13 protein-coding genes are annotated in these 16045 nt (G+C 39.4%); all 13 read right to left on the minus strand.

Annotated elements, in window-relative coordinates:
* Positions 1 to 34 precede the first annotated feature (34 nt).
* Entirely contained in the window at positions 35 to 454 is a 420-nt protein-coding gene (locus BMW61_RS01225) for a hypothetical protein (protein WP_022759993.1), read from the minus strand.
* Positions 455 to 568: 114 nt separating this feature from the next.
* Positions 569 to 1507, minus strand: coding sequence for a D-alanyl-D-alanine carboxypeptidase family protein (locus BMW61_RS01230; RefSeq protein WP_091819459.1), 939 nt, complete (start codon positions 1505 to 1507; stop codon positions 569 to 571).
* A gap of 19 nt (positions 1508 to 1526) precedes the next feature.
* On the minus strand, positions 1527 to 1922 hold the full coding sequence (gene mgsA, locus BMW61_RS01235; protein ID WP_022759995.1) for a methylglyoxal synthase: 396 nt from the start codon (positions 1920 to 1922) through the stop codon (positions 1527 to 1529).
* A gap of 20 nt (positions 1923 to 1942) precedes the next feature.
* A complete protein-coding gene (locus BMW61_RS01240; RefSeq protein WP_091819460.1) occupies positions 1943 to 3079 on the minus strand; it encodes an FtsW/RodA/SpoVE family cell cycle protein in 1137 nt (378 codons plus the stop codon).
* Entirely contained in the window at positions 3069 to 5933 is a 2865-nt protein-coding gene (locus BMW61_RS01245) for a penicillin-binding transpeptidase domain-containing protein (protein ID WP_091819461.1), read from the minus strand. The genes BMW61_RS01240 and BMW61_RS01245 overlap by 11 nt, the downstream gene beginning before the upstream one ends.
* Positions 5926 to 6444: a rod shape-determining protein MreD gene (mreD, locus tag BMW61_RS01250; RefSeq protein WP_022759998.1), complete on the minus strand. Its 519-nt coding sequence runs from the start codon at positions 6442 to 6444 to the stop codon at positions 5926 to 5928. The genes BMW61_RS01245 and mreD overlap by 8 nt, the downstream gene beginning before the upstream one ends.
* 10 nt (positions 6445 to 6454) lie before the next feature.
* Positions 6455 to 7321, minus strand: a complete 867-nt coding sequence (gene mreC / locus BMW61_RS01255) for a rod shape-determining protein MreC (RefSeq protein WP_170832671.1) — start codon at positions 7319 to 7321, stop codon at positions 6455 to 6457.
* Positions 7322 to 8329, minus strand: coding sequence for a rod shape-determining protein (locus BMW61_RS01260; protein WP_091819462.1), 1008 nt, complete (start codon positions 8327 to 8329; stop codon positions 7322 to 7324).
* A 17-nt stretch (positions 8330 to 8346) separates the two neighbouring features.
* On the minus strand, positions 8347 to 9063 hold the full coding sequence (gene radC, locus BMW61_RS01265) for a RadC family protein (RefSeq protein WP_242876569.1): 717 nt from the start codon (positions 9061 to 9063) through the stop codon (positions 8347 to 8349).
* A gap of 117 nt (positions 9064 to 9180) precedes the next feature.
* Positions 9181 to 10470, minus strand: a complete 1290-nt coding sequence (locus tag BMW61_RS01270; RefSeq protein WP_022760002.1) for a methionine gamma-lyase family protein — start codon at positions 10468 to 10470, stop codon at positions 9181 to 9183.
* Entirely contained in the window at positions 10458 to 11411 is a 954-nt protein-coding gene (gene miaA, locus BMW61_RS01275; RefSeq protein ID WP_091819463.1) for a tRNA (adenosine(37)-N6)-dimethylallyltransferase MiaA, read from the minus strand. The genes BMW61_RS01270 and miaA overlap by 13 nt, the downstream gene beginning before the upstream one ends.
* Positions 11411 to 13378, minus strand: a complete 1968-nt coding sequence (gene mutL / locus BMW61_RS01280; protein ID WP_091819464.1) for a DNA mismatch repair endonuclease MutL — start codon at positions 13376 to 13378, stop codon at positions 11411 to 11413. Before mutL ends, miaA begins: the two co-directional genes overlap by 1 nt.
* Entirely contained in the window at positions 13371 to 16037 is a 2667-nt protein-coding gene (gene mutS, locus BMW61_RS01285) for a DNA mismatch repair protein MutS (protein ID WP_026497487.1), read from the minus strand. Before mutS ends, mutL begins: the two co-directional genes overlap by 8 nt.
* Between the last annotated feature and the right edge of the window lie 8 nt (positions 16038 to 16045).

The raw sequence follows: 16045 nt of genomic DNA on the forward strand, positions 1-16045 counted from the left end.
CGCGACTTATCGATATCCTATTCTAAATTTATAATCAGAGCGCCATTGCAACCTTTGATTTTACACTTTCAGGAAGCTCAGATTCATCCATTGAAACACTGAGTACGAAATCAACATTGAATTTCTCACTCAAACGCTCGAGCTTTTCAATTGTAGGGGTGATATCTTTTCCTTCAAGACAAGCAATGTTGAGGAAACCATCAAAATACATTTGCTGAAGATCGTGATCCTGTGAAATCACGCCGCTGACGAAACCGATAAATTCGTCTGAATTCTCAATCATAAATTCCGGAACTACAATAAGGCGAACTTTGTTGTTAAGTTCAAACATGTGCTTTGTATTTCTGTCAAGAAATACAACATTACCTAAAATGTTCTTAACCTCGGTATTGACCTTGTTCAACAGGCATTTTGTCTTGCCCTTTCCCTTATTCCCAACAATTAATTGAACCATATCCATACCCTCCAGTGTGTGTTATTTTTTTTGAGATAAGGCTCGGAAATGTTCGATTTTACCGCTTTAGGTATTATCTAAAACGCTTATCTCTTTTAATAATAATATTATAATTTACGCACCCGTTATCTGCAATAACAAATCAGACATTTCACGATAAAGTGTTTCGGTGTCCTCTGCACGCATAATTACAGCAATATAATTATTTCCAGAGGTATCCGAAGCAAGCTGAATCAGGCAATGACCCGCGGCATTTGTAGTTCCTGTCTTTCCCCCAAGAACAGTAATTCCGGCAGGCATCTCATAATTACCGTTGATATAGCCGTTCGTATTTTTTACCTCAATATCCTTGAGATCACCGGAAGCCTGGTTGTACTGCGTAGAATATGCCGACATTCTGATAATTTCATTAAATTTGTCGTATTTTAATGCTTCATTGAACATAAGATACATGTCATATACACATGTATAATGATCATCGGCAGTTAATCCGTTGGGATTCATAAAATGAGTATGAGTTGCACCGATTGCCTTAGCCTCGGCATTCATCTGTTCAACAAAAGCATCCACGCTGCCGGAGATATTCTTTGCAATGAGCATCGCTATATCATTTGCCGAATAAATAAGAAGTAAATGAAGAGCCTGCTCCAAAGTCATGGAATCACCTTCTTTAAGGTTAACCTTTTGAGCGCCATCCTCAGTTACATATACATCAGAATCAGCAATTAAAAGTTGATCAAGAGAACCGTTTTTAAGAGCAACTATCGCAGTCATCACCTTTGTCAGTGATGCAGGATCAATCTGAAGCTGTGCATTTTTGCAATACAAAGTCTTTTTATTGTTCAAATCAAAAAGACCGCAGCAGGTATTATCGCTTAATGTAAGCGAATCACCAATATCTCCGTTTGCGACACAGAGATCAGCGGCAAAGCTCTTCATGACAACAACTCCGAATTCATTATACTCAGTTGATGCAATTTTATATGGAAAAGCAAACTCTTTGTCAGCACAACCGCATAAAAAAACAGAAAAAACAAGCGCAAGACAAAGCATGCTAAAATGTCTCTTCAATTTATTTATACATCTCACGCCACTCAAGATCTCCCCTGTCCAAAGATTTGATTAATAATTCAGCTGTAGCAAGGTTTGTTGCAATCGGAATATTATGCATATCACATAATCTCATTACATTATTTACATCAGGCTCATGAACCTTCTGTGTAAGAGGATCACGAAGGAAAACAACAAGATCTATCTCGTTTGCTTCAATTGCAGCGCCAATCTGCTGAGATCCGCCAAGATGTCCTGCCAGATATTTGTGTATATTCAGATTTGTGACCTCTTCAATAAGTCTTCCCGTAGTTCCAGTCGCATAAAGATCATGCTTGGATAAAATACCTCTGTAAGCAATACAGAAGTTCTGCATTAATTTCTTTTTTGCATCATGAGCTATAAAAGCAATATTCATTGGTAATCCCCTTCCCCAACTTAAAAGTATTTTTTGCCTTGCAGTCGTACATTAAGTACAAACCCCATACCCGCAAAGCAGCTGACAATAGATGTTAGTCCTGCGCTGACAAAAGGCAGCGGAATTCCTGTATTCGGTAGTGCTCCTGTAGCAACACCAATATTAAGAAATCCCTGAAATCCTATCCAGGCCCCCATACCTGTAGCTATAAGCTGCCCTGTTAGATCCTTTGCTCTACCGGCTATAACCATGCATTCAAGAGCAATAAGAAGAATCAAAACAATAACCGCACATCCACCTATAAACCCGAATTCTTCTCCGACTACAGTAAAAATAAAGTCCGTCTGAGACTCGGAAACGAAACCACCGTTCAAAACAGAACTAATCTCGTTAGTGTTGTAACCTTTTCCTAATAGCTGACCGGAGCCTATAGCCATAATAGAATTAAGGGTCTGATAAGCATCCGATGAAGCAAAATCTTCCGGATGAAGCCACGCCAAAACACGCCTTTGCTGATAATCACGCAAAATCACACTCTTATCCGCAAGCGCATCAAAAATAACAAGTAAGGCTGTCGGAATTGAAATAGCAAGAACCGTTATCACAAATTTTATATTTATGCCGGCTGAGAACAATATGCAACAAATAATAACTGTTAACATAATTGTCGTGGAAAGATCAGGCTGCAGTACAATCATGATAAGCGGCGGTGCCAAAAGCCCAAGACAAATAAAAATAAAGTATATCTTTTTGACTTTATCCTTATATTTCATTATGAACGCTGAAAAAAATAAAATCAATAATATTTTGGATGCTTCAGAGGGCTGAAACTGTACTCCAAGTACAGTAATCCATCTTGTAGCACCTTTTACTGAATGGCTCAAAGGTGTAAACACCAGTGATAAAACAACCAGATTCAGGATATAGTAAATTGCATAAAACTTACAAATAAAAATGTAATCAAGCAGGGATATGAAAATCATCATAAATACCCCCAAAACTATACCCACAATCTGCTTCTTTTTATAAGATGGATCCGCACTTCCCACAGCCATTACGCCTATGCATGAAAGTGCTATAAGCATCATAACAAGCTTAAAATCATAATCAAATATATGATAGCTTTTTAGTTTTTCCCAAAATGTCTCAGTCCGCATTTGCTTCTCCACCTTGCAGTTCTTGCGCTGTTCCGCTCTGCACCTCTTCCGGCTGTGCAAGCCCGAAGTAATATGCAAGAGCCTTCTTGGTTATCTGAGCGGCATAACTTGAAGAATATCCGAAAGCTATTCTGGTAGCTATGGATATTTCAGGCTTCTCATAAGGAGCATAGCATACAAAAAGTGCATGGTTTGCTCGTTTCTTTGATTCCTCGGCAGTACCCGTCTTACCTGCAACATTTACTGCCAGATCATCAAAATAAGGCTTGTCCTCTACAACCTGACGCATGCCCATGTGTATGGCATTCCAGAAAGAAGAATCCATATCTATATGATTTCTTACAGTCGCTCCATGCTCTTCAAGAAGATTTCCGTTTGAATCAGAAGTCTTCTTAACCAGAGTAAGGTTATAACATGTACCGCTATTGGCAACAGCGGTTATATATCTTGCAAGACCTACTGTTGTAAATGAGTTGGTACCCTGACCGATTGCGGAACGAGTCGAGTCAATGTCGGAAACAATCGGATCATATTCAGTAATCTCAATGCCGGTAGTCTCACTTAAACCATAGAGATCTGCATATTTAGCAAGCTTTTCAAGACCCACTTCGGATTTATAGTTTTCGCCCACAAGACTAAGTCTGTAACCGACCTCAAAAAAGAAAGAGTTACAGGAATTTCTTATTCCTCCGGTAACATCGAGTGACCCGTGTGATGCCGGATAAATCCAGCAGTGTGCGGGATTTGTATTATCAAGCTTATCAAATACACCGGTACAGGTGATTGTGGAGCTTAAATCTATGACTCCCTCCATCAGACCTGCCGTTGCCGATACCATCTTAAAGGTAGAACCAGGCGCGGTTCTTTGCATCGTTGCATAATTAAGAAGCGGTGAAGACTGATCGCTTCTAAGCTTTGCGTAATACTCTGAATCAACGCCGTTAGCCATTTTATTATTATCATATCCGGGATATGACACAAGAGCCAAAACATCTCCGTTATTGACATCCGTAACAACCATTGATCCGGTACATGGATCAAGTGCAAGCTGTGCGGGAGTAATATCCAGGTTTGATATTCTGTTTACCATAAAAGTATACGGAGATTCTGAGCCCGCAAGCCACTGCGAAAGCTCTTCTTCAGGTAGCTCTACTACTCCCTGCTCAAGCAGTATATTGCAAACAGCATTTCCGCTTATCAGATCATCCTGAAGAAGATACTTGTAAAGCTTTTTATTAAACTCATCATCCTCAGAAATATCATTGAAAATATATTCTACAATAGTGTTAAAGATCTCCTGCGAATCCACATACTGGCTCTCAAGATCAAGAACCGTTACATCGATCCAGTTTGCTGAAATGCAGTATCTGATATAATCCGAAAGCGAAATTGTTTCTTCTGTAGTCCATGCTACATAAGTTTTATCTTCCTTATCGACCTTTTCGGAATCAATAACCCCATTATTATATAGCTTATTTGCTATATAACTCATGTAAACCTGATACTCCTTCGTAAGCTGATTATACGGAGTGTTCAGTTCCATAAACTCACTTCTTAGGCCTTCGTTTACCTGCTTTTTTTTGGTCAAAAAGCTCTCATGAACTAACATCTCTGAAGGCCCGGCTTCAGAGCTTTCCATATGCTTTAAATTTATTACATGGTTATCAAAAAGCGCAAAATATACATCATAAATCGGTATCTGTATTTCACTGGCCTTTTGATTTTCACCCATAGTAAAGAATTTGATATTCTGAATCTTTGAAATCAAAATGCCGGCAAGCGATTGCTCGATTATGTTGTAGCATGCTTCCTGCAGATCTTTATCAATGGTCAGATATACATCACTTCCTGCAGTCGAATCTATATAACTACTGGTTTCTATAACCTTACCTGTGTTATCTACATATACTGTCTCACTACCCTTTGTACCCTGCAGTACATGTTCCATTGACTGCTCAATTCCTGATTTACCGACTGTGTCATTTGAATTATAAGACGGATTTACAGCCTGTAATTCAGCAAGTTCGGTGTCGGAAACCTTTCCGGTATAACCGATAATCTGAGAAAAATACTCGGAATCAACATATACACGGGCTGTATTTTCTTCAATGGATACACCCTCAAGGATATTTGCATTCTCCATGATATCCGCAACTGTCTTATCGCTGACACTCGTTGCAATGGTCGTATTAATATACTTCTGATAACTGTTAGAGTACATCTTATATCTTACGACTATAACCTTGAGCATCCTGTCTTTGGTATAACCCATTCCGGGAACAAAACTCTTCTTATTTCCCGGTTCAGAATAATCACCTATACCGAATTTAGTACAAAGATCATCCACTACCTCACTTGCTGTCTTGGACCTTTCTTCGTATTTTAAATCATTTGTGCTTGTTCTGCCGTACACGTCAGCAAGAAAACGGAGCAGAGCCTTATCTTCTACAGTAAACTCAAAATTATTTGAACTGCTCAGTTGAATATTGAAATCAGTATCAACGGTATCACCGTCTTTTTCGACGATATCGATTGTCTTATTTATCGTCTCATTGATTGCAGCGTTTTTACCTGACCCCGATTCATATACATCCTCGATCATAACAGAATTTGAAAGCTGATTATATGCAAGAAGATTGCCGTTTCGGTCGTAGATATTACCTCTGGCTGCAGAAATAGACTTTTCCTTCATGATCTTTAACTGGAATGAATCCTGGTAGGTTTCACCTTTTACGATTTGCAAAAAGAAAAGTCTGTAAATAAGCCCTGCAGACGCAAGTATCATCAGGGCAGATATCATGACAAGACGTGACGTTATGAAATTGACAAAAACTTCCTTTATCTTACTAAACAAATTTCTTTGCGCTCCTTTGTTCAATATCTTCCAGATAGGAATTTATCTTGATAAGAACAGGATAAATAAATACTGCCACCAAAGCTGTATATACAACCTCGGGCAAAATCACGTTTATTGTGTAATATGTAATATTGAATTTGTTTCTGAACATAAACAGAAGCACATAACAGATAAATCCGAACAAAAAGTCCGAAGAAACTATTAGTGCCAAAGGAAGGAGAATATTTTCGGGGAAAAATATCTTATTGAACTTCCCGATAATAAAACCTATATACATATAGATAAGAGCATAAAAGCCCAGATAGGTACCAAAGAAAATATCCACCAACAATCCACAGAACATACCAACAACCATTCCACTCTTATCCCCACGCATGAAAGCATAAGAAGAAGTCAGGATGATCATCAGATTAGGTACAATTCCGCTGAAATCCAGCACCCTGAATACGGTTGTCTGCATTATGAAGCTTATTAAAATAGATAAAAAAATAAATAATAATCTTCGCATAAAAACAATATTATTCCCCGGTATTTTTCAGTTCCATGACAACAAGAACTTCATTCATGTATTCAAATTGAACTACCGGCGTAATCTTACCGGATTTTGTCAGATTATTTGAATCTTCTTCTATTGTAGAGATATATCCGACCAAAACTCCGGGCAGGTATTTATCACTGATATTTGAAGTAACTACCTTATCACCGACACTGACCTTGTCAGCCTCGTCAACAAGCTTGGAAAAAGCAATCTGACCTTCGTTATATAACTCAAGGTCTCCTGTAGCGATAAGATTTTCAGATGCCGAAAGAACCGTACAACTGACAGAAGAATTATCAGCGATAATGGTCTGAACCTTAGCCCAGTCAGGACCAACATCGGTAACTCTACCGACTAGACCGCCGCCGGCAATTACATTCATGTCAACTTCAACGCCTACATCAGATCCCTTATCAATAACAAAGGAATGATACCAGTTGCCGGCATCCTTAGCTATTATTCTTGCTCCGATTTTTTTATAATCGGAATACTGTGCATCAAGTTCATACAATTCGCGCAGCTTTATCAGTTCATATTTATCCTGCTCAAGATGGGTATTCTCAATTGTAAGCTGCTCAATCTGGGATTTCAGATCCTGATTTTCCTTCTGAAGAGCTCGTATACTTTCAAGATTGTCAGCAGTACTCTTCATCCAGACGCCTACAGTAGTAATACCTTTTTGAAAAGGAATAACAGCTGTTCCGGCAAAGGAGTTAACTGAACGATTAAAAACATTAGTATTGAACGTAATTATGATAAGTCCAACACATAAAATTGTTAAAATAAAGAGGAGATATTTACTTGGAAGTGTAAATTTATCTCCCCCTCTTTTAATGATAGGACTCATTTATACATCCTCTTCAACTGAGTAAGCAAGAGCCTTATACTGATCATCCTTAATAATCTTACCGAGACCTATGGCAACGGAACTGAGCGGATTCTCCGCAAGGTTTACATTAAGTCCGACACCGTTTGACAGTCTCTGTGCAAGGTGGCATACCTGTGAAGCACCACCTGTAAGATATAAGCCGTTCTTGAAGATATCTGCGGCAAGCTCCGGAGGAGTGCGCTCAAGTGTAGCCTTAATATTGTCAAGAATCTGATCAAAGCTCTCAATCAGTGACTGATCTATAAGATCTGTAGGAATTGATCTCTCAACCGGAAGGCCTGTTACGATATCTCTTCCGTAAACTACTGCATCTTCACCTGCCTTCTCAAGATCCTTAAGTGACATCTTTATATTTTCTGAAGTCTTCTCACCGATAATAAGTGAGAACTCCTTACGGATTACATTTCTGATGGCATCGTCAAATTTCTTACCGCCAACCTTGATCAGCTTACTGATAACAATGCCCTTAAGTGAAAGGATGGAAATCTCGGTTGTATCATAGCCTACATTAACTACAAGTACACCCTGTGAATTCATGACATCAACACCCATTCCGAGTCCGTCTGCCACAGGCTTTTTAACCATCATGATCTTCTTGGCTTTTACACCTGACTCTCTTATAAGGTCATGAAAAGCACGTCTTTCTACTTCTGTTACATCCTTAGGAACAGCTATATAAACATCTACAGGCTTAAGTGCACCCTTCATCTGATCAGTGATAAAGAGCTTTACAAGAGTCTTCATGTGTTCAATGTCAGCAATAACACCGTTACTTAAAGGATAAGAAATCTTAATATTACTCGGTGCCTTCTCATACATATCATATGCAGAATCACCGTAAGCAAGAATTGATGTCTTATTCTCAACTGCAATAAGATTCTTCTCTACAGTTACAGCATCTGTTGCCTTATTGTAGATTTTGATATTGCTTGTTCCAAGATCGATACCAAAAGTATTGTTGCCCAAAATATAAGCCTCCTAAATTACATAACATTATTTTCTGTAAAGCTGAAATATGTGTGATCACCGATAATAATATGATCCAAAAGCTTAATATCCAAAAGGATACCTGCTTCTTTTAACTCTTCCGTAAGCTTAATATCCGAATATGAAGGAGTCGGATCCCCTCCCGGATGATTATGCAAAAGAATAATCTTAACCGCATTATTTTTGATTGCGTATATAAAGACTTCTCTTGGTGACAGCGGCGCGGAATTAACCGTACCAACCGAGAGTTCAAACTCACAAATGAGTTCATTCTGGTTATTGAGACAGGCTACTACGGAATGTTCACGTCTGAAGTTACACATTTTTTCCATGTAGTAACCGGCCACAGTTCCCGGATCGTTAAAATCAAGGCGCATCTTCGCCTTGCTCCTGGCAATTCTGTTTGAAATCTCAGCAATACACATAAGCTTTACAGCTTTAACATGACCTATTCCCGGGATCTGCAAGAGGTCCTTCATGGTCAGATATCTTATTCCCGAAATCCCTTTCCCATACTTCTCACTCATTGAGAGCACATAATTGCCAATTTCCATTGGTGTTCGCTGTGAAGTGCCGGTTCTGATAATTATCGCCAAAAGCTCTGCATCCGTAAGTGATTCCGGACCTTTTTCCAGAAATCTCTCATAGGGAAGCATACTTTTGATACCGTCATCTTCATTCAGCATTTTACTTATTGATTTTTTATTATCCATTATTTCATACCAATGCTTCTTCGGGCACATTAATATGAAAAATAATCAGACCTCAAATGATTATACCACAATTTGAGAAGTGAGCAACAACGTTGCTTCTATAAAATGTGGTATTTTTCAGATTTTGACAAGTCCCTTCTCATACATGACCGCCAAAGTCTTCATAATGCCGTATTTGACATGTTGCCAGGTGAGTCCACCCTGAAAATATACACTGTAGGGTTCGCGAAGCGGTCCATCAGCCGAAAGCTCAATTGAACTGCCGGAAACAAAAGCACCTGCAGCCATTATTACCTGTGAATCATAACCGGGCATATCCCAGGGCTCCGGTGTAACATATGAATCTACCGGCGCTGCAGCCTGTATTCCCTCACAGAAAGAGGTAAGCAGTTCGGGTTTTCCAAATGTAATTGCCTGAATTATGTCATAGCGCTCTTCAGTACTATTCGGTAAAACTGAAAAACCAAGCTTTTCATAAATGTTTGCCGCAAAAATAGCACCCATAAGAGCATTTGCAGTAACATTCGGTGCAAGGAACAATCCCTGGTAGAACTGTGGAAGTATGCCAAGAGAAGCTCCAACCTCCTTGCCAAGGCCCGGAGAAGTAAGTCTGTATGCGGCATTTTCAACGCATTCGCTCTTTCCTGCTATATAGCCTCCTATCGGAGCAAGTCCCCCGCCCGGATTCTTAATAAGTGATCCGACAATCATATCTGCACCTACATCCGTTGGCTCAATCGTTTCCACGAATTCACCATAGCAATTATCAACCATGCATATAACATCTTTTTTTATGTCTTTTATGAAGCTGATAAGCTCACCGATTCTTTCAACAGAAAGTGTCGGTCTTGTCTGATATCCCTTACTTCTCTGAATAGTTACAAGCTTAGTTTTTTCATTAATGGCTTTTTTTATCCCATCAAAATCGAATGATCCATCAGGCAAAAGGTCAACCTGGCTGTAACTTACTCCATACTCTGCAAGAGATCCTTTTGACGGACGTATTCCTATAACCTCTTCCAGAGTATCATAGGGCTTTCCGACAGGTGACAAAAGCTCATCACCGGGACGAAGATTGCTCATTAGTGCAAGTGCAAGCGCATGGGTTCCGCACGTAATCTGCGGTCTTACCAGAGCATCCTCTGTATGGAAAACCGATGCATATACAGCTTCAAGCTTATCTCTTCCAATATCATTATAGCCGTAACCTGTCGTTCCGAGGAGACAGGCTTCCGAAACCTTATTATCCTGCATTGCTTTCAAAACCTTAGCCTGATTAAAATCAGATACTTCCCTGATCTTTTCAAAGCGAGGCTTTAAATCATTCCAGATTTTATCGCAAAAATCATAGACATCCGAAGGGATGCCCATGCTTTCATACATACTTTTCAAATTTATATGTTCCATCTTTCTTTAATCCTTCTAACTAATTCACTGGCAATTTCCATATCATCGCGCCTAAACTCGGATTTGTCAACCCAGGATACATCTTTTTCACGTCTGAACCAGGTCAACTGTCTCTTTGCAAAATGTCTTGTATTTCGCTTTAATAGTTCTACCGCACGTTCTTTTGTAACTTCATTGTCAAGATATGAAAGGATTTCTCTATAACCAAGTGCCTGCATAGATGTGGCTTTTCTGTCTATATTTTTCTCCTTAAGCGCTCTCACCTCATCTATAAGACCTTCTTCCATCATCTTATCGATTCTCTTTTCAATTCTGTCATAGAGAATCTCCCTATCGTCAGTAAGAACAAAATAGAAAAAATCATAAGGTGATGATTTGGCTCTTTGATCTTCGTTATGTTCAGAGATTTTCATACCTGTTTCCTTATTAAAACAAAGTGCTCTCATAACGCGTTTCACATTATTCTCATGAAGATTTTTGGCATATTCGGGGTCTGTTTCCTTTAACATTTCATAGAGTTTATGAACCCCTTCGGGTGCTTGGGCCAATTCAGACAGCTCCTGCTTAAACGCCTTTAACTCATCACTATCATGATTATCGGAAAAATCGATATCATAAAGAACAGACTGAATATAAAACCCCGTACCACCGACAATTATCGGAATCTTTCCTCTGTTTGTGATATCCTCTATAGCTTCTTTTGCAAGCCTCTGAAATTCAAAAACATTGAAATCCTCTGCAGGATCAAGAAAATCTATAAGATGATGAGGAATCCCCTGCATTGCCTCTTTTGATATCTTATCCGTACCGATGTTCATATCCTTATAAACCTGCATGGAATCCGCGGATATGATCTCGCCACCCAGCTGTTTGGCAAGTTCTATAGATATTTTTGTTTTGCCGACAGCTGTCGGACCTGTCAGTATTACAAGTCTTTTCATCAATCAACTACTCTCTTAAACTTCTTTTCAATCTCATACTTGCTCATGGAAATAATCGTTGGTCTTCCATGCGGACAGTTATATGGATTATCAAGTGTCAAAAGCTCATCAATAAGCTTTTCCATCTCCATTCGGGAAATTTTCATATTTCCTTTTACAGAAGCTTTACATGCCATACTCGCAATCTTGTAATTAATTACGTCCGGTGTCCTGTCAAGATTATTATCAGTAGCGAGCTCATCAAGTATCTCGGTAAACATCTCCTTCTCATTTTCGCAGCCATATATATCCACAGGCACCTCACGGATCGCATAATCATGCCCACCAAAGGGCTCTATATTAAATCCGAGTTTTTCAAAAGAATAATGATACTTTTCAAAAACATCTATCTCCTGCGTTGTGAGTGATACTATGATAGGCGGCTGTACAAGCTGAGAAACTGTCTCTTTCTTCTCATATCTCTTGATCATGCGCTCATAGTTAACCTTCTCATGAGCTGCATGCTGATCGACAATAAACATTTTATCCTTGAATGCAATTATCCAGTATGTATCAAAAATCTGACCGAGTATCGTATACTCATTCCTGTTGTCTTTGGTCAGTATCTTCTCATCAAAAAGATCAAGCTGTATGCCTTTTTCAACAATTACTGCATCCGAGCTCTTTATAATGGGGCCTGCTGCTTTTGAGTCTTCTTCAGATTTGGGCGGAGTATGATCGCCAAAAACCCTGGTCCATACAGGCGATTTCATATTATCTTCGATAACCACGGGCTCTGGAGATATCCCCTCTGCAAAAACGGGTTCATCCTCCTTGAGCTTTTTATCCTCAGATAACCTGCTTTGTTCAAACGGCTCCGGAACTTTTTCTTCAACAGCTTTTTTTTCGGAAATATTTTTATCCGGAACCGGTGCTGCTGCAGCTTTTGCTTCAGAAGCTTTTTCTTCCCTTTCATCACGTAAAACTTCGGGAATCATCTCATGCTCATGAAGAGTTACCGCCACGCTTTTTCTTATGAACTCATATACAGCAGGCTGATTGCTGAATCTCACTTCCATCTTTGAAGGATGAACATTCACATCAACAAGCTCCGAACGCATACGTATATGAACCACGCAGAAAGGAAACTTATGCTGCATAAGATATTCCTTATAGCCCTCCTCAAGAGCTTTGGAAATAATCTTATCCTTAATATATCTACCGTTTACAAAAAAGTTTTCAAAATTTCTGTTTGATCTGTTAAGGGCCGGCTCCCCCAGATACCCTTCAATGGTATAATCGCCTTCTGTTACGGAAATAGGCACCAGACACATTGCCACATCACGTCCGAATATCCTGTAAATAATTTCCTTGAGGTCGCCGTTTCCCGAGGTGGTAAACCTATCATCTCTGTTATTTATAAAATGAAATGAAATCGAGGGATTGTCCATAGCGAGATGTTCCATAAGATCTCCCACATAGGATCCTTCGGTCTGATTTGTTTTAAGGAATTTTTTTCTGGCAGGCGTATTAAAAAACAAATCCCTTACAATAATAGTAGTACCTGTCGGAGCTCCGATCTCTTCAATAGATTCTTCATTGCCTCCGCTGACACAATACCTTGTGCCTATCAACTCATTTTCAGTTTTTGTGATGAGCTCTGTCTGTGAAACAGCAGCTATACTCGAGAGAGCTTCACCACGAAATCCCAATGATTTCAGCCTGTAAATATCATCAATGCTCATGAGTTTACTGGTTGCATGTCTCTTAAAAGCATTTCTTATTTCACTTTTGTCTATACCACAGCCGTTGTCAGTAACCCTTATCATCTTGGTTCCGCCGTCATGTATTTCCACTGTTATAGACGTAGCACCTGAATCGATAGCATTTTCAACAAGCTCTTTTACTACGCTTGAAGGTCTTTCAACAACTTCTCCTGCTGCAATCTGGTCTATGGTATTCTGATCAAGCTCAAAAATTTTAGCCATTTGTCACGTCTCCTGCAAAGCCTTTCCATCTGTTTTTCAGTTCGTTTTGAAGCTTATATAACGTATTTAAGGCATCCATAGGCGTAAGATTTGAAATATCAATCTCCTGTAATTCCTTTATAACATCTTCATCTTTAACAGTATCAAAAAGTGACATCTGAGAAAGGTCAACAGAATCATAATGTTTTACCGTATTTCTTCTGTCATTTTTTTGATTAATCTCAATCCCCTGAACTTTATCCGTTATATCATTGTCAGAAAGTTCTTCTGCAATAGCCTTTGCCCTGTCTATTACCATATCGGGGATGCCTGCCAGGCGGGCAACCTGAATACCATAGCTCTTATCAGCGCCACCTTTTATAATCTTGTGAAGGAAAACAATGTCATCGCCCTTTTCTTTTACTGCGATGCAGTAATTGTTTACATTGCCGATTTTTCCTTCAAGTTCTGTGAGCTCGTGATAATGTGTTGCAAATAAGGTTCTGGCTCCAAGCAATTTCCTGTTACTTATATGCTCTATGACAGCCCAGGCAATGGACAAGCCATCATAGGTCGAAGTCCCTCTTCCTATCTCATCCAGGATAAGAAGTGACTTTGAAGTGGCATTTCTAAGTATATTAGCAACTTCATTCATCTCTACCATGAAGGTACTCTGACCGCTTCCAAGATCATCGGATGCACCGACTCTTGTAAAAATACGGTCAACGACACCTATCTGCGCAGACTCAGCAGGAACGAAACTTCCAATCTGAGCCATCAGCACAATCAGAGCAGTCTGTCTCATAAAGGTTGATTTACCTGCCATATTGGGGCCGGTAATTATCGCAACAGCGTGCTTTTTATCATCGAGAAATGTATCGTTCGAAATAAACAGATCGCTTCTGTCAAGCATCTGCTCGATTACTGGATGTCTTCCTCCCGTAATCTTCAATGTTCCTTTATCATTTAGCTCCGGCTTGACATAATGATTTCTTTCAGCCACATAAGCCAGGGAACAATATACATCAAGAAGAGCTATTCCCTTTGCTGTACTTTGTATTCTCTCTATTTCAAGCGATATTGAATCTCTTATCTTACAAAACATCTCATACTCAAGATTATTGAGTTTATCCTGAGCATTTAAAATTGTGTCCTCAAGCTCTTTCAGTTCAGGCGTTGTGTATCTCTCACAATTTGTAAGTGTTTGCTTTCTTATAAAATAATCCGGTACCTTGTCTTTAAAGGAATTAGTGACCTCAAAGGAATACCCGAAAACATTGCTGTATTTTATTCTGAGATTTTTAATATCAAGTTTTTCGCGTTCTTTTGCCTCAAGATCAGAAAGCCACTGTTTACCTTCTGTACTAGCTTTTCTGAAATGATCAATATCGCTGTCAAAACCGTCTTTTATTATGCCACCTTCTTTTATTGCAAGCGGTGGTTCTTCGATAATCGCCTTGTCTATTAGTTCATATATATCCTGCAGATCATCTATCTGTTCGTAAACTTCAGCAAGAGAAGCCGTGTCTTTCAATTCCTCAAGAACAATCCTGATCGCGGGTAGCATTTTGAGGGAATTTCTAAACGCCAAAAGATCTCTGGGATTTGCGGTATGGTAATTTATCTTCGCCATCAGACGTTCCATATCATATATAGGACCCAGATACTCTCTAAGCTCATCCCTTGAAATCGTATTTTTAAGCAAAGCTTCTACAGCGTTCTGTCTTCCGATTATATCTTCAACGTCAATCAGGGGCTGCTCTATAAAGCTGCGCAGCATTCTGGCACCCATAGCAGTCTTGGTCTTATCAAGAACCCAAAGGAGCGTTCCTCTCTTCTGCTTATCTCTCATTGTTTCAATAAGCTCGAGATTTCTTCTTGTAGAAGAATCAAGAAGCATGTATTTGCTCGTAAGATAAGGATAAATATGAATTATATTTGAAAGATCATCCTTTTGAAGCTCTGTCAGATATTTCAAAATTGCCCCTGCGGATAATATGCCGCTGGGAAAATCCGTGATTCCAAGTCCTGAAAGAGAACCCACCTTAAAGTGCTTCATAAGCACCTGCTTATCCGTTTCCTCATCAAAATATCTGGGATCTAGAGGATTGATTACCAGATTACTTCTGTCCTTCAGGTTCTCTATATCAACCCCGCTTACAAGAAAGGCATCATTACAGATAAGCTCTGAGGGTTGATACTTCTGAATTTCATCAAGGATGTCCTTAAGCTGATCCACTTCGGTAAGATAAAAATCTCCTGTAGTAACATCGGCAAAAGCAATACCACTTTTATCATCCGAATAAAAAACACACATCAGATAGTTGTTCTTTGATTCGTCAAGAGCCTGCATATTAAGATTGGTACCGGGAGTAACAACCCTTGTTACATCTCTTTTCACGATACCCTTTGCTTCCTTCGGATCCTCGAGCTGCTCGCATATTGCGACCTTATATCCTCTGTTTACAAGCTTACTCAAATAGCTGTCTACAGCATGATGAGGAACTCCGCACATGGGAGCTCTCTCCTCAAGTCCGCAGGCTTTTCCAGTAAGTGTAAGTTCAAGCTCTTTGGATGCAACTTTTGCATCCTCAAAGAACATCTCATAAAAATCCCCAAGTCTGTAGAATAATATACAGTCTTTATATTCATCCTTGGTGCGAATATAATTCTGCATCATAGGACTTA

Origin of the sequence: Butyrivibrio sp. ob235 (assembly GCF_900109475.1) — a bacterium.
In the GTDB taxonomy this organism is placed as follows: domain Bacteria; phylum Bacillota; class Clostridia; order Lachnospirales; family Lachnospiraceae; genus Butyrivibrio.